This window comes from Dactylosporangium maewongense (assembly GCF_039531485.1).
GTDB lineage: Bacteria > Actinomycetota > Actinomycetes > Mycobacteriales > Micromonosporaceae > Dactylosporangium > Dactylosporangium maewongense.
The window spans coordinates 93561-112701 of sequence record NZ_BAAAQD010000016.1; the positions used below are offsets into that span (position 1 = coordinate 93561).

The following is a 19141-nucleotide window of genomic DNA, read 5'->3' on the forward strand; positions in this document are numbered from 1 at the left end:
CACGGCGTAAGGTCGAGGGCGTGCTGCGGTTCGTGGTGGGTGCGGAGGACCTGGTGCGCACCAGGTTCGCGCTGTCGCCGGTCTTCGAGCTGCACCACCTGATCCGCGCCCTGCAGAGCCCGCACCCGCAGGGCGTGCCGGAGGCGTGGCTGGCCCGGCTGCGGCCGCGGTTCACGGAGCTGGCCGGGCGGCACGGGGCGGGGCTCGCGGCGATCGACGCGCTGCACACGCCGCGGGCAGGCGCGACGTTCTTCTCCCCGCCGCCGCGGCTGCAGACCATCGAGGACGACCTCGCCACGATGCGCGCCGCGCCGGCGGACGGCGTACGGGCGGAGATCGACTTCTATCTGCGGCACCGCCGCGACGTGTCGAACGCCGCGCGGGCGGTGCTGGCGGCGCCGGACGCCCTGGACAGGCTCGCCGACGTGCTGGCCGCGGCGTGGACGGCGCTGCTCGAAGACGACTGGCCACGGCTGCGGCTGCTGTGCGAGCGCGACGTCGTGCACCGCGTCGGCGAGCTCGGCCGCGCGGGCTGGGCCGCCGCCCTCGCCGGGCTCCACCGGAAGGTCCGCTGGCGCGACGGCGGCATCGACCTGCACGTCCGCAGCAGAGGCGAGATCGCGCTCGGCGGGCACGGGCTGCTGCTCGTCCCGTCGGTGTTCGTGTGGCCGGAGATCGCCGTGTACGCCGACGATCCCTGGCCCAAGGCGATCGTCTACCCGGCCCGCGGCGTCGGGACGCTGCTCGAGCACGGGCCGCCCGAGCCGCCCGCGCACCTGTCGGCGCTGCTCGGCCGGTCCCGGGCGCTGCTGCTGGCCACCCTCGGCGACCCGGCCAGCACGAGCCAGCTCGCCCGGGCGTACGGCATGGCCACCGGCGCCGTCGGCGACCACCTCGCCGTCCTGCACCGATCGGGCCTCGTGCACCGCGCCCGCTCGGGCCGCTCCGTGCTCTACCACCGCACCCCGCTCGGCGACGCGCTCGTCACAGCGCCGGCGGATGCCGTACCGAAAAGCTTGTGAGGCGGGTGTAACGCATGGGGTGTTGGTGGACATGGAGCGGGTATGCGATCGGCCCGGTTTGAGCGAGCATATGCCGCCCACTATGAGCCAATCTTTGCCTACGCGCTGCGCCGCACCGACTCGGTGCAGGATGCCTCGGATGTCGTCGCGGACGTCTTCCTGACCGCCTGGCGGCGCGTCGAGGACATGCCGGACGGTGAAGAGACCATACTCTGGCTGTACGGTATCGCCCGCCGGACGTTGGCGAACCATGCGCGCTCCAGGCGCCGCTATGACCGGCTCGGGTCCTCGCGACGGGGACCACCTCGGCGGCGACCGAGGCGCCTGACCCTGATGGTGCCGTCGCCGCCGCCTTTGACCGCCTGCGCCCCGAGGATCAAGACATTCTCGGTCTCGTCGCGGTGGAAGGGCTCACGCCCACCGAGATCGCCCGCGTGCTGGGTCGCCCGGCGGTGTATGTGCGGGTGAGGCTGCCTGCCACAGCAACCGTCCGGGCCCGGCTCGCCGCCGGTGGCCGAGTCGACGTCGGCGCCCGGGTCACCGTCCGGCGCGCGTCGCGGCGACGTCTTCGCGGGCACTTCAGCGAGCCAGAGTTGTGTCGAGGCGTATTCGGCACAGTCACTTGCCCGGCGCAGTTTCGCGTTCGACGGGTCGGTGACCGGAATCGGCGCCACCGATGCCGCGACAGGCATGTTTCTTCCGGTGACGTTCAAGGTTCACCGATGGTTCCGGGGCGGCTCAGCCGAAAGCGTCACCGTCGGACTGCCGAATCCGACGGGCGGCGTCAGCCTGGAAGTGGCGCCTTTCGGGATCGGATCGCGGCTGATGGTCTCCGGCGAGCCGCGTTTCGGTGGCCCGCCGTTAACCGATCCGGTGGCCTGGGCCTGCGGGTTCACTCGCTGGCACGACGCGGTCGACGCCGAAGTGTGGCAGCAGAGTTTCAACTGAATCCGGCCGCCCGGCCGGTCTCGGCCCGCACCGGGACCGGCCGGGCGGCATCGACTACTGGGAAGGGTCGCGGCCGATGAAGGCCAGCAGCCGGGTCTGCGCGTCGGCGTCGGCGGGGACCTCGACCCGCGCGCCGTAGTGGCCGCTGCTGCGCAGCACCTCGTCCATCGGCAGCATGCCCTCCAGCATCACCGCGCAGCGCTGCGGGTCGAGCCGCTCGTCCTGGCCGGTCGCGCGGGCCAGGTCCCACGTGTGCAGGAACACGTCGGAGGTGTAGAACTGGCTGATCGCCGTGGCGACCGGCAGCTCGCCGATGTGCGGGTTGGACAGCATCCGGTCGGCGCTGGACGGGTCGTCCAGCAGCGCCTGCACGGCGTCGGTGTGCACCTGCCAGGCGGCGACCGGGTCCTCGGCGACCGGCGGCCCCTTCGGCAGGTCGATGCCCGCGCCGGCGCGCAGGAACCCCGGCAGCCATTCGACGAGGTGCCCGACGACGTCCCGGGCCACCCAGCCCTCACACGGTGCCGGTCGGTCCCAGCCGCCGGCCGGCACGCCACGGACCCGGTCGGTGAACGTGCCGGCGATGCTCCGGTGTTCTTCCGCTGCAGTCATCCGGCCACGCTAACCCGTCCCACCTGCCGGCGTCGGCCCATCGACGAGATGGCAGCCGTTCGGGGGCCGGTGGTCCAGGTGCGTCGAGGCACGATCGGCCGGGCACCGCATCCGCTCGGACGATCACGCCGGCCATCGACCGTGACAGGGTAACCACAACCGGTCACCCGGGATGGGAGGGCACGTGCTGCGCAAAGCCGGCATCGTCGCGGCGGTCATGCTGCTGGTCGGATCGATGGCTCCGCCGCCCGCGCTGGCCGACGGCGCCGACGTGGAGTTCCTCGACGGGACGGTGCTGCGGCTGCGGCCCGGCAACCCGGCGCGGGCGGCGGTCGTGAACAACGCCGGCGTACCGTATGCCGTCGACATCCGAAGCGTCGCCGGGGACGGCGGGACCGGCGCCGCCACCGTCGCACCGACGAGCGCGCACCTCGATCCGGGCGGGGTCGCGGTCTTCACCGTCACGCCGGCCGGGGACGACGGCGCGTCCGGTTTCCTGGTCGCCGTCGCCCGGGCGCCGGGGACGCCGACTGTCGTCGCCCGGCGGGCGTACGAGATCGGCCCGGAGACGGTGGGGTGGCTGCCGCTCGTGGCCGAGTGGCGGGTGACGTCGTCGCGAGGCCCGTCCGTGACCGGGCTCAGCGGCGCCACGCTGCCGCTCGCCCAGGGCGTCTCGTGCCCGCCCGGGGATGCGACGATCCCGGTCGGCGGGCTCGCGTCGGCGGGCGGCGGCGCGGTGACCGTGCAGGCGACCTGCCACGCGGGGCGGCACGACGTCGAGCTCGCCTTCGCGGGCGCCACCCGGGCCGGCGACTACACCGGGACGATCGATCTGGCACCGGACGACGACGCGGCCGGCGAGGTGGCGCTGACGCTGCGCAGCACCGACGACTTCGTGTTCCCGCTGCTCGTCCTGCTCGCCGGTGTCGCGCTCGCGCTGGTGACCGCGTGGCAGGCGGGCCGGCTCAGCACGGTGTCGCTGGCGGTCGAGGAGTCGTGGTTGCTCGAGGCGGAGGCGGCGGCCGCGCATCAGCGGTTCCGCCAGGCCGGTGCGAACGCGCCGTGGCGGGCCTACTCGTTCCTGCCCGCCCTGCAGGCGCGGCTCGCCGCGGTCCGGTCGGAGCTGTCGAAGCTCAGCCGCAGGTTCAGCGAGCTGACCGCCGACGAGGGCCCGTTCCAGGCGCAGCTCGACGTCATGACGGCGCTGCGGCAACTCGTCGACGCGTGGCCGGCGGCGGCCCAGCGGCTCGCCGCGCTGACCGTCGCCGAGCAGGCCGTCGCCGGCACGCCGGGCGACCCGCCGTCCCCGTGGGACGCCAGGCCCGGGCAGGCGGCGGCCGGCCGGCTGCCGGCCCTCGTCACGCACGCCGGGGCACTGCTGCGGGGCCGGCCGATCGACGACGTCGACACGGTCCCGCAGCTGATCGCCGACATCGACGCCACGACCGTCGCCCTGCGGGCCTGGCCCGCCGACGCCACCGCCGTCCACGGCCTGCGGGCGCTCGCGCGGCGGCTGAAGCCCGCCCAGCGCGACGCGACCGACCTGCGGTCGCTGACGGAGGCGGCCGCCACGGTCGACGCGGTCCTGGAGGACATGTGGGCCGCGGCCGACGGCGCCGCGTACACCGGGCTGCGGATCGGTGAGCGCCTCGACGCGCCGGCCGTCGTCCTGTACGCGTTGCAGTCCCGCGAGCGGCTCGTCGCATCCGGCGTGCCCGGCCCCGGACCGGGGCCCGTGCCGCTGCCGCCGGTGCCGCCCGACCCGGCACTCGCGCTGGCCGAGGCGCGGGAGGGCGCGGCCGCGACGGCCCGGCGGGTCGCCCGGTCGCGACGGGTCCGCAACGTGCTCGTGTTCGCCGCCATCGCGGTCGTCACCGTCTGGACCGGGCTCAGCACGCTGTACTTCGACCAGGCCTTCGGCGGCTGGCGCGACTACGTGACCGTCGCCGCGTGGGGGTTCGGCGCGCAGGCCGGCCTGACCGTCATCGCCGGCGCCCTCGACCGGATCATGGCGGGCGGGCGGGTGACCGCGGGATGACCGCGCCGCTGCCGTGCTGGTTCCGCGACGACACCCCCGGACCCGCGACGCACGTGCTGGTGATCGGCGTGTCGGAGTACCCGTTCCGGCCACTGTCCGACCTGGACGACCTGCCGTCGGGCGCGACGTCGGCGGACCTGTTCGCCCGGTGGATGCGCGACCGGTACCCGGGCGGGGACCGGCGGCTGGGCAGCATCCGGCTGCTGCTCGCGCCGACCGACGACGAGCGGCCATACGTCTCCGGCGGCGACACCGTGCCGCGGGCCGACGGCGCGGCCGTGCACCAGGCGCTGCACGAGTGGGCGCGGGACTGCCGGTCGTCGCCGGAGAACGTCGCCGTCCTGTACATCTGCGGACACGGCGTGCAGGAGACCGACGACGGCGCGATCGTCCTGCTGCGTGACGCCGGCGCGATCGGTGACCCGTTCGACGCGGCCGTCGACGTCGCCGGCGTCCGGAAGGGGCTGAGCCTCGACGGCTGCCCGACCCGCCAGTGGTACTTCGTCGACGCCTGCCGTGTGCCGGCACACGGCCTGGACGACTACGCGGGCCCGCTGCGCGGCAGGATCACCCTCGAACGGCGTCGCGGCACCGGCCCGGCCCACCGGCCCATCTTCTTCGCCGCGGCGCCCGGGACGGCGGCCTGGCAGTCGGGCGTGGGCAGCGTCTTCGTGCGGGCCCTGCTGGAGTGCCTGGACCTCGACGCCCGCACCCGCCTCGACGGCGACGAGGAGCGGTGGGGCGTGACCGCCGAGTCGCTGCACCGCCACCTGCGGCGGCGGGCACATGAGCTGGCCGCCCTCGGCGCGGAGGAGCAGACGGTCATGGTCGGCGGCTCGCACCTGTCGGACGTCGCGTTCCTGGAGTGCGAGGTGCCGTCGGTGCCGGTGACGCTGTTCGTCGACCCCGCCGCCGCCCAACACGCCGTCGGCTGCACCGCGCGCATCTTCGAGGGCGACGTCCAGGCCCTGGAACGCCGCCCGCTGCCGGTGATCGACGTGCCGGTGCCGGCGGGCATCTGGACCCTGGCGGTGGCCTTCGACCCGCCGCACCCGCAGTTCGCGCCGGAGACGGTGGCATCGGTGCAGGTCGCTCCGCCGAAGGCACACAAGACGGTGACGCTGCGATGACGGAACCTGGCACGCTGGTCGTCGACATGGACGGGGTCGCCCTGCCGGTGACGGTCCGCGACAGCCGGCTGAAGGTGGTGGCGACCGGCAGCACCGGCGAGCCGATCACGCTGCCGCCCGGGACGTACGCCGTCTCGGTGCCACTGCCCACCGGCCCCGACAGCTTCGACGAGGTCGTCGTGGTCGGTCCCGGGTCCCGCGACACCCGCCTCGCCGGCCCGGCGCAGACCGTCCGCGACCCGACGAGCGCCGCGATCGCCCTCGTCGAACGCGGCCGGCCCGACGCCGCGGTCCACGTGCTCCGCGGCGACCTGGCGAACCTGCCGACGCTGGGCGTGGCGCTGCTGGGCTTCACCGCCCTCCAGCTCGGCGACGACGCGACCGCGGCGGCTGTGGCGGACCGGCCCGGCAACGACCCCGACGTCCTCGCGCTACGCGCGGCCGTGCTCCAGCGCCGCCCCGACGCCGGAGATCGCCTCGACGAGCTGGCGCGACTCACTGAGCGCGCCCTCGCCCTCGTCGTGCCGAGACTCCGCCTGTCGGCGCTCGCGCTGGTGGCGGCCGTGCGGGACACCGGCAGCACGCCGCCGACCGCAGCGTTCCGCGAGCTGCTGCGGCAGGTCCGTCGCTGCGACATGAGCCGGACGATGCTTGAAAGTGCGGGCGACCCTGCGGTCACCTGGCTCGCCGAGGACGAGGACGTGTGGGGTAGCGATGCCTGGGACGGCTTCGATCCCGGTGTCATCGCGCTGCCCGCGTGGCGGACGAGCGAGCTGGTGCTCGCCGCCGCCCCCGCGGCCGAACAGACCGTCCACACGTTCGTGTCGCCCCGCGGCACCATCCGGATCCGGCTGCGGCAGACGCCCGACCGCCGCTTCGAGGTCGAGATCACCGCGCCCTCGGCCCGCGTGCGGTGCTTCCTGATCCGGTACGCGGTCCGCGCCGGTGGCCGCACCGCCATCGCCGCGCCGGTGCGGCCCAAGCGGTTCGGGACGCCGGTGGCCGTTGTCGACCTGCCCGGATTCGCCACGAACCTGCCGTGGACGGTGCAGGAGCTGGCAGAGCCGTTCACGGAGCTCGACCCCGACATCGTCCGCGACTCCGTCGACGCGGCGTCCGACCGCGAGACCCTCGACGCGTGGACGGCGGTCGCGGAGGTGGCCGAGCCCGCGACGAGCCAGCTCATCACCAGGCTCCTGGAGTTGTGATGCCGGCGCCCGACCCGGCCGCGGAGATCGCGCGGATCGTCCGGGCGCGGCACGACGTCGACTCGCCCGAGTCGCCGACCCGGTTGTTCCACGATCTTGTCACGGGCTGGTGGACGGCGTGTGCCGCCGCCGCACGGACCGAGCCCGGACGCGTCGACGCCTGGCTCGACGAGGAGTCCGGGCTGCTGAGCCTGCTCGACGAGAAGACCCCGCGACACGCCGCGGACCGCACCGCGCTCCGCCGGGCGGCGGTGGCGGTCGCGCAGGTCACGCTCGCCGCCGCCGGGCGCACCGACGCCGATGTCGCGGCGGCCGTCGCGTACTGGCGGGACACCCACATCATGCCGGAGACGATGCCGACCGCGCACCGGCACCCGGCGGCCCAGCGGATCGCCGAGCTGGTGGAGCCGCTCCCGGGCGGCGCGGTGCGCTCGTGGGTGGTGCTGCAGGCGCTGCTCGCCGCCGAGGCGCTGCGCCCCCGCCGCGCGGCGCAGCGGATGGCCGTGCTGTTCGAGCGGCAGGGCCGGCACGGGAGCGAGGGCGTCGCCGGCACGCTGGAGATCGTGCTGATCCCGGGCGGCCCGGCCGGGCTGTACCCGGACCCGGCGGCGACGGCGTTCCTGCGGGGCGACGACGCGTTCGCCGGGTCGATCGCCGCGGCCTGGCGCCACGCGACCGCCGGCCGGGAGTCGGCGCCGTGCGTCGTGTGGCGGCTCACCGTGCCGGGCGAGCCCTGCCTGCACGTCGTCGGCGACTCGACGGGCGCCGCGTTCGCGGTGCTGCTCGCCGCCGTGCTGGGCCCGCCGTCCCGATCGGCGGTGCTGGCGCGGTTGTGGCGGCCGGTCATGACCGCTGCGCGCTGGCTGCGACCGTCGCGCCGGCCGTTCGCCGTGACCGGCAGGCTCACCGCCGGCGGCACGTTCGGCGACGTCGGTGGTCTGGACGCGAAACTCGACGCCGCCCGCCGGGCCAAGCTCGTCGCGATCATCCCACGGACGGGCGGCCCGAAGACGGTGGACGGCCGCCCCGACGTCCACCCGGTGCGGACCGTCGGCGAGGCATGGCGGACGCTGTACCACCCGAACTGGCAGCGGGTCAGCGGCGCGCTGGCGGCCGTCGTGGCGCTGGTCCTGGCCGTGTCCGCGACGGTGTACTTCGTCCAGAGCCGCGAGGCGGAGCGGACCCGGCGGATGGCGTCGTCGCGGGCGGTGGCGGAGCAGGCGCAGAAGCTGATGGCGGACGACCCGAACCTGGCCCGCCAGCTGGCCGCCGCCGCGTACCGGATCTCGCCGACCCCTGAGGCGCTGCGGTCCGTCCTCGACGCGTCCACGACCGGCGGCACGCTCACCTTCCCGGGGGAGATCCAGGCCGTGCGGGCGGTGCCGGGTGGTGACTACGTGATGGTCGCCGCGGCGGGCGGCATCTACACCGCACGCCTCGGCGAGCACCGCGTGACGCGGGTCCTCCCGGAGGCCGGTGGCACCGTCACCAACGTCGCGACGAGCCGCGACGGCAAGCTGATCGCCATCGCCGACGCCGACGGCGGGGTCGAGGTGCGGTCGCCGGCGGGGCCCGCCGGTCGCGTCGTGCACCAGGGGCACCGGGTGACCGCGTTGGAGTTCTCCGCCGACGGCCGGTACCTCGCGGCCGGCTTCGGTCCGGCGACCCTGCTGCAGCGGACCGGTGACCTCGCGGTCCGGGTGTGGGACCTCACCGCCGGCGCGCCGCTCACCGAGGTCTGGCACCAGTTCCTGCCGGCCGGGCCCGCCGTGCCGGCGCTGCTGTTCACCTCGCGGGGCGTGCTCGTCGTCGGCGGGTCGGCGCTCGCCGCCGTGGACACCCGGGACGCCTTCCGCCGCTGGGAGATCCCCGCACCCAAGCCTCCCGCCGGGAGCGACACCCGCCGGCCGCGGATGCTCACCCCGCTGTCCACGAGCCTCGACGGGTCCGCCCTCGTGGTCGACGACTCCTGGTCCGGGCTGCTGCTGTGGCACCTCGGGCCGCCCGGCGAGGAGCTGGCGCACCGGCCGGCCGGGTTCGCGACGGCCGCGGTGTTCAGCCCGGCCGACAACACGATGGCGAGCTGGGACGCCCGCACCGGCAAGCCGGTCCTCGTGCGGGTCAGCCCGAACGAGTTCCACGACTTCTCCTACGACCGGGTGCCGTCGTGCATCGCGGCGCCGGAGACGGGCGGGCCCGTCATGTTCACGGCCGGCAACCGGTTCCTCGTCCGCTCCGCCGGGTCCAGGGTGAACTTCTGGACGCTCGCGCCGGCCTGCCCGGCTCAGGGACCGGTGCTGCCCGAGACGGTCGAGGGCACCGCGGTCGGCGGCTCCGATCACCGGGCGGCGACCGTCGACTTCACCGGTGAGGTGCGGCTGTGGGCGGTCGCGCCCGACCGGCCGCCGAGGCTGTTGTCGACGGCGCCGGTCAGCGACCGGCCACGGGTCGACACGGGCGAGTCCGCCGTCGCCGTGTCCGCCTCCGGCGCGGTCGTCGTCACCGCCGGCCGCGACGGCTGGATCACCGTCTGGGACGTCGACGGCGACACGCTCACCCGGCGCGACGAGCGGGCGAACCGGACCCCGGGCGTGCACGGGCTGGCGGTCAGCCCCGACGGCCGGTGGCTGGCGGTCGCCAACGACACGCTCACCGTGTTCGACCTGGGAGCGGCGCGCCCGCTGGAGCACCCGGTCACCTTGGCGACCGGTCCGGGCCGGATGACGCGCGTCGCCTTCGACCCGTCGGGGCGTCGCCTGGCCGGCGCCGGCGACGGAGGCCGGCTCGAGATCTGGGACCTGACGATCGGCGGCCCGCAGCGGCGGCGGGAGCTGCGGTTCACGGGCGACGCGGCCGGCGTCGCGTTCGCCGCGGGCGGCGGGTCGGTCGCGGTCGCCGGGGCGGGCCTGACCGTCTGGAACCTGCGCGGCACCGCCGAGCCGGCGACCTTCGCGCACGTCGCCGCGGACGACCTGGCCTACAGCTCGGACGGGCGGCACCTGCTGACCGTGAACGGCGACGGCGTCCACGTCTGGGACGTCAGCGGCGACACCCCCGTCGACGTCGGCATCCTGGGCGGTGCGGGCGGCCGCGATCCCCTGTCCCTGCGGCTGTTCGACCCCGAACGGCTGATCGCCCGCATCTGCTCGACCACCGGCGATCTCGTCACCGCCGAGCAGTGGCGCGCCTACATCCCGTCCACGCCCTACGAGCCCCCGTGCAGGTGACCATGGCCTCCGCCCAGCGCATCCTCGTCGCACTCGTCCCGGTCCTCGCGCTCGCGGCATGCGATGGCTCTTCCTCGCCGCCGGCGCCCGCCGCCACACAGGCGTCACAGTGCGTGGGCGAGCAGGGCGCGGCGTTGCAGAGCATCGAGCACGCCGACGCCATCCGGGCGTCGTACTGCCGCGAAGGGTTCGCGTTCGTCCGCTTCGCCGGGCCGGAGATCGGCGTGCACGGCACCCAGGAGGCCTTCTTCGCGTGGAAGGACGGCCGCTGGCAGGACATCGCGTGGGGCGAGACCAGCCACGGCGCGTTCATCTACGAGTCGCTGCGGCAGCACGAGGGCGTCGACGCCCGCCGGCTCGCGACGCTGTTCCCGGAGGCGGGCATGACGGTGGCACCCGACGAGCCCGGCTTCTCGGTCGTCGTCCGCGCCGACGGCATCGGCGATCTCAAGCTGGGCATGACCGAGGCGCAGGCCCGCGCCGCGTCCCCGTTCCCGCTGATGCAGGAGAGCGGCCGGACGGGCACCTGCACGACGCTGGTCACCGAAAACGCCGGGTTCCCGGCGCTCACCGTGCTCATCGGCCGGGACGGGACGGTGTTCGCGGTGTCGGTGACCGACAGCGCGCAGACCGCCGAAGGCATCCATCCGGCGTCGACCCGCAAGGAGCTCGTCGCGGGGTACGGCGACCGGCTGCGGGCCGCCGACACGGACCTGCCCTACGTCGAGCAGGCGGACCTGCGCATCGCCTTCCAGCTGATGAACCACATCGTGGCCCGCATCGACGCGGGGCGCTTCGCCACCGGTACAGCGGCCGCCGCCTGCGCCTGAGGCCGGTCAGGGGCCGTCGCGGAGGGCGGCCAGGCCACCCTGGGAGTCCTCGAGGGCGATGCGTTCGGCGGTGGCGGAGTCGCCGGCGCGCAGGGCCCTGACGAGGGCGCGGTGGCTGGTGTACCGCTCGAGGCCGAACGACTCGTCCTCCGCGACCCGGCGCAGCAGCAGCTCGCGGCGCTGCGGGCGGGAGAAGACGCGGCTCTGGTCGAGCATGCGGATCAGCACGGGGTTGTGCGCGCAGGCGTCGACCGTGTCGTTGAACTCCTGCATGGTGTCCAGCAGCGCGTTGAGGTGCCGGTCGGTGGGCTGCTCGTGCCGGCGGCGGTCCTTGAGCAGGATGAGCAGGTCGTCGGCGCGGTCGAGGATCGCGTCCAGGGCGTCGAGCTGGTCGGTGGTGGCGTGCCTGGCGGCGAAGCGGGCGACCAGGCCGCGCAGGCCGATCTCCACCTCGGTCAGGTCGTCGACGGCGGCGTCGCGGATCGCGGCGACGAGCACGGTCCGCGGGCCGATGCGTTCGATGAGCCCGTCGAGCTCCAGCCGGCGCAGCGCCTCGCGGACGGGGGTCGGGCTGATCGCGAGGCGGGACGCCACACCACGCTCGGTGACCTTCTCCCCCGCCGCCAGCTCGCCGGTGGCGATGGCGGTGCGGACGTGGCGGTACGCCTGGTCGGCGAGCGTCTCGGCGGGCATGCCACGCACTCTAGCGCATGCCATCACGTACGACCGTTGCAACTGTTGACCGTTTTGCTATAGCAAATTAGCGTGACGCCGGACACCCCCAAGGAGGCACGGCATGGCCGAACCGAAGGTCCGCGACGGCACGGTGTCCGACCGCGGCATCACGTTCTTCGTCGCCCTGGCGCTCTTCGCGCAGGAGTCGACCTGGAACTTCTACGACAACCAGGTGCCCGCCCTGCTGCGCGAGCACGTGTCCAGCGCGGCGGTCGTGGGCCTGCTCATGGGCGCGGACAACCTGGTGGGCATGTTCGTCCAGCCGTGGATCGGCAACCGGTCGGACAACACGCGGACGCGGTGGGGGCGGCGGATGCCGTACATCGCGGTCGGCATGCCCCTCGCCGCGCTGATCTTCCTGCTGCTGCCCTGGGCGACGTCGCTGGCGGCGCTGGTGGCGGTGATGTTCCTGTACGCGCTGGTCGCCAACAGCACCCGCCCCCTGGCCGAGTCGCTGGTCCCGGACTTCATCGCCCCGGAGCGCCGCAGCCGGGCGACCGCCGCCGTGAAGATCGCGACCTCGCTGACCATCATCGTCGCGTCGCTGATCAGCCTGCTCGTGGTCGACGAGCACCCGAAGGGCGCGTTCGTCATCCCCGCCGCGATCATGCTGGTCGCCACGGCGGTCCTGGTGGCCAAGGTGCGCGACAGCCGATCCCCCGGGTATCAGGCCGCGGAAACCTCGGCACGGACCGACACGAAAGCCCGTCAGGTGCTCGGTGAGCTGGTCCGCGACCCCGACCGGCGGCGGCTCCTGCTGCTGGTCACCGTGCTGCTGTTCGGCGGGGCGTGGTTCGCCTCGCGGTCGCTCATCACGCCGTACGGGATGCAGGCCCTCGGCCTCACCCGCGGCGAGGCCGGCGGGCTGACCCTGCCCAGCGGCGTCGCGTACCTGCTCGCCTGCTACCCGGCCGCGCTCGCCGCCGAGCGCTTCGGGCGGCTGCGCACCATGGCCGCCGGCATGGTCGTCTTCGTGGTCGCGCTGGCCGCCGGCACCGTCGTGCAGACCGCCACCGGCACGGTCGTCGTGTTCTGCGTCGCGGCCGCCGGCGCCGCCGCGTTCACGATCAACGCGATCGTCGCGCTGTGGAACCTGGCCCCGTCCAGCCGGGTCCTCGGCACCTACACCGGGCTGTACGCGGTCACCTGGTACCTCGGCGGCTTCGGCGGACCGGCGCTCATCGGCGCCGTCGTCGACCTGACCGGCTGGGCCGGGATGCTGCTGGACATCGCGGTCCTCGCATCGCTCGCCATCGCCGTGATCGCCCGGCTCCAGCACCTGGAGCGGCGTACCGGAGCAACCCCCGCAGAACAGGAGATCATGTGACCGTCCGCATCCTCGTGCCGTCCGGCATGCTCGGCTCCGGGTTCCCGCCCGAGATCATCGACCGCGGGCTGGAGCTCGGCGCCGACGTGATCGCCCTCGACGGCGGCTCCACCGACTCCGGGCCCTACTACCTCGGCACCGGCACCGCGAAGACCGCCGCCGCGGCCGTGGCCCGCGACCTGCGCCCGCTGCTGCGCGCGGTGGCCACGGCCGGCATCCCGCTGATCATCGGCTCGTGCGGCACCAGCGGCACCGACGCCGGCGTCGACTGGGTCGCCGGCATCACCCGCGACGTCCTGGCGGCCGAAGGCCTGTCCCTGCGGGTGGCCACTATCTACAGCGAGCAGCGGGCCGCGGACCTCGGCGCGTTCCTGGACCAGGGCAGGATCCGGCCGCTGCCGCCGGCCGGCGACCTCGACGCGGCGACCCTGGACAGTTGCGCGCACATCGTCGCCATGATGGGCCACGAGCCGATCGCCGAGGCGCTCGCCGCCGGCGCCGACGTCGTGCTCGCCGGCCGCGCCACCGACACCGCGCTCGCCGCCGCCGTCCCGCTCATGCGCGGCCTGCCCGCCGGCCCCGCCTGGCACGCCGCGAAGATCGTCGAGTGCGGCGCGCAGTGCACCACGGACCCGCGCTCCAGCGGGGTCCTCGCCACGGTCGACGCCACCGGCTTCACCATCGAGCCGCTCGACCCCGCGGTGGCGTGCACTCCCACGTCGGTCGCGGCGCACATGTTGTACGAGACGGCCAACCCGTTCTCGATGCGCGAGCCCGCCGGGACGCTGGAGGTGGCCGGCGCGACGTACCGCGCCCTGGACCACCGCCGGGTCCGGGTGGAGGGCTCCCGCTTCGAGCCGGCCGCGCAGTACACCGTGAAGCTCGAAGGCGCGCGGGTCACCGGCTACCAGACGATGTCGTTCACCGCGATCCGCGACCCGCACATACTCGGCCAGATCACCACGTGGGCGGCGCTGCTGCGCAAGGTCCTCACCGACCGGGTCGCGCAGACGCTCGGCCTGCACGACGGCTACTCCTTCGACATCCGCCTCTACGGCTTCGACGCGGTCCTCGGCCCCCTGGACCCCGACACCCGGCCGCCCCGCGAGGTCGGCGTGATGCTGCTGGTCAACGCCGCCGACCAGGCGACCGCCACCGCGATCGCGAAGGTGGCGAACCCGCTCATGCTGCACCTGCCGACGCCGGACATGCAGCACCTGCCGAGCCTCGCGTTCGCGACGTCACCCGCCGAGACCGAGCGCGGCGCCACCTACGAGTTCGCCCTCAACCACGTCGTCGCCGTGGACTCCCCCACCAGCCTGTTCCGCATCGCTTTCCCGGAGGCCTTGTGATGTCCCGTACCGTCGGCGACCTGGCGATCGAGGTGCGCTCCAAGAACGCCGGCCCGTTCTGGGTGACGATGGAGCTCTTCATGCGCGACGAGGCCGGGTTCGCCGCCGTCGCCTTCGTCGACGCGCCGGTGATCGCCCGCCTGTACGGGGTGCCGCCGGCCACCGTGCAGATCTTCCACATCCCGTCCCTCAACGTCGTGAAGATCTCGTTCCCCCGCCCGGTCTCGCAGGGCAGCCTGCACGACCGCGACATCCACGCCGGCCAGCACCACGTCCCGCTCGCCCTGCTCCCCCTGCCCGGCGACGGGTAGCGCCGGGCGCCCGCGTCAGGTGCGGTGGGCGGTGATCAGCCAGGCGCGGGAGTCGAACGTGACGCCGGCGGGGGTGGCGTGCGCGGTGACGGCCTCGTGCAGGCGGCGCCGGGCGGACGGGTCCGGGTCGGTGCCGGCGGCCCGCTCGAGGTACATGACGGCGTCGAAGGCAGCCGAAGGGTCGGGACCGTAGTACACCGGCTCGTGCACGTCGGTGAAGACCATGTCCGTGAAGCCCGCGGCGGTCAGGACGGTGCCCGTCGAGGCCGGGTCGGCCAGGGAGAACGCGGCGGGACGGGGCGCGGCCGAGAGCGCCTCGCCGACCACGGTCGACCACTCGTTGCGGTCGGCCGCCTGCCAGACGAGCATGGCCAGGCGCGCGCCGGGGCGCAGGGCCAGGGCGATGTTGGTGAAGGCGGCCGCCGGGTCCGCGAAGAACATCGTGCCGAAGCGGCTCAGGCACACGTCGAACTGGGCGGGCGGGAAGGCGTGCACCGCGGCGTCCGCCTCCTCGAACGCGATGTTGCTCAGGCCGGCGCTGCGCGTCCGCGCCGTCGCGAGCGCCGGGCCGGAGATGTCGACGCCGAGCGCGCTGCCGGCGGTGGCGGCGCGGGCCGCGGCGCGGGTCGTCTGGCCCGTGCCGCAGCCGACGTCGAGCACCCGGTCGCGGGTGCCCACCGCGGCGGCGGCGCGCAGGTGGGCGGTGTGCGGGCGGAGCTCGGCGTCGTAGTCGAACACGCATCCACCGTAAGCGCCGCCCGCGTCGACGAAAAACGACAATGAGCGATGGCCGCCATCGGTCAGCGCGATGGGTCCAGCAGCTCGGCCAGGTGGACGGCGGGACGGTCGCGCAGGTCGGCGACCTGGGTGCGGCAGGAGAAGCCGTCGGCGAGGACGACCGCGGAAGGGGCGGCGTCCAGGGCCGGCAGCAGCTGCTGCTCGGCGACGGCCACGGACACGTCGTAGTGGCCGATCTCGACGCCGAAGTTGCCGGCCAGGCCGCAGCAGCCGGAGAGGCGGCGGACCTTGGCGCCGGTGGACGCCAGCAGGTCGGCGTCGGCCTTCCAGCCGAGGACGGCGTGGTGGTGGCAGTGCGGCTGGGCGACGACCTCGACGTCCGACAGGTCGGGCGGGGTCCAGCCGGGGGTCTCGGCGAGCAGCTCGGCAAGGGTGCGGACCGACGAGGCGACCACGGGCGCGTCCGGGGAGTCCGGCAGCAGCTCGTGGATGTCGGAGCGGAGCACGGCGGTACACGACGGCTCGATGCCGACGATGGGCACTCCGGCGCGGGCGTCGGCGGCGAGCGCGGCCACGGTGCGCGTCAGGATCTTGCGGGCGGAGTCGAGCTGGCCGGTGGTGATCCAGGTCAGGCCGCAGCACACCGACCCGGACGGCAGGCGTGGCTCGTAGCCGGCGGCGCGCAGGACCCGGACGGTGGCGGCGGCCACGGACGGCGAGAACGCGTCGGAGAACGAGTCCGCGAACAGCACGACCGGCTTGAGCTCGCTGGTCTCGGGCTTGAAGGTGCGCCGGAACGGGCGGCGGGCGAAGCGGGGCACGGACCGGCGCTTGTCGACGCCCGCCAGCCACAGGAAGAACCCGCCCAGCACGGGCAGGCGGATGCCGAGGTTCGCCAGCCGCGGCGTCCACCCCGCCAGGCGCGCCCAGAGAGGTAGCTTCCCGAGGGTGTAGTGCGAGCGTGGCCGCAGCCGTCCACGGTACGTCTGGTGCAGCACCTCGGACTTGTAGGTGGCCATGTCGATGCCGGTCGGGCAGTCCGAGGCGCAGCCCTTGCAGGACAGGCACAGGTCGAGGGCGTCGTGCACGGACGGGTCGGACCAGGTCAGCTCGCCGCGGACCACCTCCTGCAGCACCCGGGCCCGGCCGCGGGTGGAGTCCTTCTCCTCGCGGGTCGCCAGGTAGGACGGGCACATGACGCCGCCGGCGGCGGAGTTGTCGGCGCGGCACTTGCCGACGCCCGTGCAGCGGTGCACGGCCTGCGCGAGGTCGCCGCCGTCGTGCGGGTACGCGAGAGCCAGCCCCTTGAGCGGGAAGCGGCCCGCCGGTCGCACATCGGCGTCGACGGGATCCGGGTCGACGAGGACACCGGGGTTGAGGAGGTTACCGGGGTCGAAGGCGTGTTTGACCCCGGCGAACAGGGCGATCGCGTCCGCCGAGTACATGTGCGGCAGGAGCTCGGAGCGGGCCCGCCCGTCGCCGTGCTCGCCGGAGAGCGAGCCGCCGAACTCGCCGACGAGCTTGGCCGCGTCGGTGAGGAAGTCGCGCAGGACCTTGGTGCCGCCGGGCTCGTCGAGGGGGTAGTCGAGGCGGACGTGCATGCAGCCGTCGCCGAAGTGCCCGAACGGCGCCGACGTCATCTTGTACGACGCGACGAGCTCGTCGAACCGCGCCAGGTAGGCGCCGAGCTGCGCGGGTGGCACGGCGGCGTCCTCCCAGCCGGGCCACGCGGGCCGGTCGGAGGGGGCCCGGCCGGCGAGCCCCGCGCCGTCCTCCCGGATCCGCCACAGCTGCGCCTGCACCACCGGGTCGGTGACGACCAACGCTTCCGGGGCGATCCCATCGGCTGCCAGCCTCGAGGCACGCGCCGAAACCTCGCCCGGGTCGTCGCCGGCCAGCTCGACGAAGAGCCACGCGCCGCCCGCCGGCAGCGGCGGCACGGCGGCCGGGCCGCGGCGGGCGCGCAGCACGTCGAGCAGTCGCGAGTCGAGCCCCTCGCAGGAGGTGGGGCCGTGCGCGACGACGGCCGGGGCGGCCTCGCCGGCGGCGACGATGTCGCGGAAGCCGAGGACCACGACGACACGGACCGGCGCGTCGACGACGAGCTTCACGGTCGCCTCGGTGATGACGGCGAGGGTGCCTTCGGAGCCGACGAGCGCCTGGGTGAGGTCGAAGCGCTCGGGGAGCAGGTGCTGCACCGCGTAGCCGGAGACCTGGCGGCCGAACCGGTCGAACTCCGTCCTGGCGGTCTTGAGGTGCTTGCCGACGACGGCGCGCACGGCGTCGACCATCGCCTGCGCGCCGGTGACCGTGGGCCCGGTGACGAGCTCCTCCCCCGCCGCCGTCAGCACCTTCAGGGCGGCGACGTTGTCGGAGGTCCGCCCGTACGCGAGGGAGCGCGAGCCGCACGCGTTGTTGCCGATCATCCCGCCGATGGTGCAGCGCGGGTGGGTCGACGGGTCGGGGCCGAAGCGCACGCCGTGCGGCATGACGGCCTTCTGCAGGACGGCGTGCACGGTGCCGGGCTCGACGACCGCGGTCCGCGCCTCCGGGTCGACGCTGAGGACCCGGTTCAGGTGGCGGGAGAAGTCCAGGACGATGCCCCGGCCGACGGCGTTGCCGGCCACCGACGTGCCGGCGCCGCGGGACGTGACGGGCACGCCTGCCTCCCGCGCCACGGCGAGGGCCGCGGCGACCTCGTCCACGTGCCGCGGCCGCACCACGGCGAGCGGCGGGATCCGGTACAGCGAGGCGTCCGAGGAGTACATGCCACGGGTGCCCGCGTCCGCGCGGACCTCGAGCCCGGCCGCCTCCAGCGCCGCCACCACGTCAGTCATAGGTAACATGTTACTCATGCCGTCGCTGCGACTTCCCTCCGAGGCCCCCTCCCTCGCCGACGCCGTCGCCCAGGCGGTGCGCGACGGCATCGCGGCCGGCGAGCTCGTGCCCGGCGCGACGTATTCGGTGTATCAGCTGGCCGAGCTGCTCGGCGTCTCCCGCAGCCCGGTCCGGGAGGGGATGCTCCGCCTGGCCGAGGCGGGCCTGGTCGCGATCCGGCGCAACCGCGGCTTCAGCGTCCTGCTGCCCACCGCCCACGACGTCGAGGAGATCATCGAGATCCGGCTCGCACTGGAGCCGCCCGCCGCGCGGAAAGCGGCGACCCTCGCGACCGACGAGCAGCACGCGGCGATCCGGGCGGCCCTGGACACCATGGCGGCCGCGGCGGCGCGCGGCGACGAAGCCGCCTTCTGGCCGGCCGACAGGGCGCTGCACGATCTGCTGCTGCACGCCGCCGGCAACGCCCGCGCCGCGGCCATCGTCGCCCAGCTGCGCTCCACCACCGCCCTGCTCGGCCCGCCGACGACCGCCAGCGGCCGCACCCTGGCCCAGATCCACGCCGAGCACGAGCCGGTCGTGGCCGCGGTCATCGCCCGCGACGGCCACGCCGCCGAAGCCGCCATGCGCACCCACCTCGAGGCGACCGGCACCCTCCTCGTCGCCAACCTTGCCTGACTTCTCCCGTTTTCCGCCAATGTACGAACCTGCCACCCGACCAGGAGCAAGACCGCTCGGGCAGCCTGCCGCGACGGGTCTCCCCCATGTGGTGGCCTGACCATCCGCCGCTGAACAGACCCGCCTTCATCCAGCCGTCACATGGCCTCG

16 protein-coding genes are annotated in these 19141 nt (G+C 74.6%); 12 read left to right on the forward strand and 4 right to left on the reverse strand.

Translation table 11 applies throughout. From position 1 onward, the window contains the following. The first annotated feature begins 20 nt into the window (after nucleotides 1–20). Genes ABD332_RS34950 through ABD332_RS34960 form a run of 3 tightly spaced genes read left to right on the forward strand, consistent with a single transcriptional unit; the run spans nucleotide 21 to nucleotide 1970 of the window. Nucleotides 21–1022 carry an ArsR/SmtB family transcription factor gene (locus ABD332_RS34950; protein ID WP_344506838.1) on the forward strand — a complete coding sequence of 334 codons (1002 nt, stop codon included), beginning with the start codon at nucleotides 21–23 and terminating at the stop codon, nucleotides 1020–1022. 42 nt (nucleotides 1023–1064) lie between these two features. After that, entirely contained in the window at nucleotides 1065–1490 is a 426-nt protein-coding gene (locus tag ABD332_RS34955; protein ID WP_344506840.1) for an RNA polymerase sigma factor, read from the forward strand. Nucleotides 1491–1532: 42 nt separating this feature from the next. Continuing rightward, nucleotides 1533–1970, forward strand: coding sequence for a hypothetical protein (locus ABD332_RS34960; protein WP_344506842.1), 438 nt, complete (start codon nucleotides 1533–1535; stop codon nucleotides 1968–1970). Between the two features lie 54 nt (nucleotides 1971–2024). Here ABD332_RS34960 and ABD332_RS34965 read toward each other — a convergent pair whose 3' ends face one another. After that, a complete protein-coding gene (locus ABD332_RS34965) occupies nucleotides 2025–2582 on the reverse strand; it encodes a TIGR03086 family metal-binding protein (RefSeq protein ID WP_344506844.1) in 558 nt (185 codons plus the stop codon). 184 nt (nucleotides 2583–2766) lie between these two features. Between ABD332_RS34965 and ABD332_RS34970 the strand changes: the two genes are divergently transcribed. The 5 genes from ABD332_RS34970 to ABD332_RS34990 are packed head-to-tail and all read left to right on the forward strand — an operon-like array spanning nucleotide 2767 to nucleotide 11015. Beyond that, nucleotides 2767–4620 (forward strand): hypothetical protein, encoded by a 1854-nt coding sequence (locus ABD332_RS34970; RefSeq protein WP_344506846.1) that lies wholly within the window; start codon nucleotides 2767–2769, stop codon nucleotides 4618–4620. Further along, nucleotides 4617–5750, forward strand: a complete 1134-nt coding sequence (locus ABD332_RS34975; protein ID WP_344506848.1) for a caspase family protein — start codon at nucleotides 4617–4619, stop codon at nucleotides 5748–5750. The genes ABD332_RS34970 and ABD332_RS34975 overlap by 4 nt, the downstream gene beginning before the upstream one ends. Further along, nucleotides 5747–6958, forward strand: a complete 1212-nt coding sequence (locus tag ABD332_RS34980; RefSeq protein ID WP_344506850.1) for a hypothetical protein — start codon at nucleotides 5747–5749, stop codon at nucleotides 6956–6958. The genes ABD332_RS34975 and ABD332_RS34980 overlap by 4 nt, the downstream gene beginning before the upstream one ends. Further along, nucleotides 6958–10185: a hypothetical protein gene (locus ABD332_RS34985; RefSeq protein ID WP_344506852.1), complete on the forward strand. Its 3228-nt coding sequence runs from the start codon at nucleotides 6958–6960 to the stop codon at nucleotides 10183–10185. The genes ABD332_RS34980 and ABD332_RS34985 overlap by 1 nt, the downstream gene beginning before the upstream one ends. Further along, complete coding sequence (locus ABD332_RS34990; protein WP_344506854.1) at nucleotides 10176–11015, forward strand: hypothetical protein; 840 nt, start codon at nucleotides 10176–10178, stop codon at nucleotides 11013–11015. The genes ABD332_RS34985 and ABD332_RS34990 overlap by 10 nt, the downstream gene beginning before the upstream one ends. A 6-nt stretch (nucleotides 11016–11021) precedes the next feature. Here ABD332_RS34990 and ABD332_RS34995 read toward each other — a convergent pair whose 3' ends face one another. Next, nucleotides 11022–11708 carry a GntR family transcriptional regulator gene (locus ABD332_RS34995; protein WP_344506856.1) on the reverse strand — a complete coding sequence of 229 codons (687 nt, stop codon included), beginning with the start codon at nucleotides 11706–11708 and terminating at the stop codon, nucleotides 11022–11024. Nucleotides 11709–11811: 103 nt separating this feature from the next. Here ABD332_RS34995 and ABD332_RS35000 point away from each other — a divergent pair, with 103 nt between their 5' ends. The 3 genes from ABD332_RS35000 to ABD332_RS35010 are packed head-to-tail and all read left to right on the forward strand — an operon-like array spanning nucleotide 11812 to nucleotide 14740. After that, on the forward strand, nucleotides 11812–13077 hold the full coding sequence (locus tag ABD332_RS35000; RefSeq protein WP_344506858.1) for an MFS transporter: 1266 nt from the start codon (nucleotides 11812–11814) through the stop codon (nucleotides 13075–13077). Further along, nucleotides 13074–14429 (forward strand): acyclic terpene utilization AtuA family protein, encoded by a 1356-nt coding sequence (locus ABD332_RS35005; protein WP_344506860.1) that lies wholly within the window; start codon nucleotides 13074–13076, stop codon nucleotides 14427–14429. The genes ABD332_RS35000 and ABD332_RS35005 overlap by 4 nt, the downstream gene beginning before the upstream one ends. Beyond that, on the forward strand, nucleotides 14429–14740 hold the full coding sequence (locus tag ABD332_RS35010) for a DUF4387 domain-containing protein (protein ID WP_344506862.1): 312 nt from the start codon (nucleotides 14429–14431) through the stop codon (nucleotides 14738–14740). Before ABD332_RS35005 ends, ABD332_RS35010 begins: the two co-directional genes overlap by 1 nt. 15 nt (nucleotides 14741–14755) lie before the next feature. On the opposite strand, the gene ABD332_RS35015 is transcribed toward ABD332_RS35010, so the two are convergent. After that, nucleotides 14756–15478 carry a class I SAM-dependent methyltransferase gene (locus tag ABD332_RS35015; protein WP_344506864.1) on the reverse strand — a complete coding sequence of 241 codons (723 nt, stop codon included), beginning with the start codon at nucleotides 15476–15478 and terminating at the stop codon, nucleotides 14756–14758. A 62-nt stretch (nucleotides 15479–15540) separates the two neighbouring features. Further along, entirely contained in the window at nucleotides 15541–18315 is a 2775-nt protein-coding gene (locus ABD332_RS35020) for an FAD-binding and (Fe-S)-binding domain-containing protein (RefSeq protein ID WP_344506866.1), read from the reverse strand. Nucleotides 18316–18331: 16 nt separating this feature from the next. On the opposite strand from ABD332_RS35020, the gene ABD332_RS35025 reads away from it, so the two are divergent. Beyond that, nucleotides 18332–18991 (forward strand): GntR family transcriptional regulator, encoded by a 660-nt coding sequence (locus ABD332_RS35025; protein WP_344506867.1) that lies wholly within the window; start codon nucleotides 18332–18334, stop codon nucleotides 18989–18991. Nucleotides 18992–19141 lie beyond the last annotated feature (150 nt).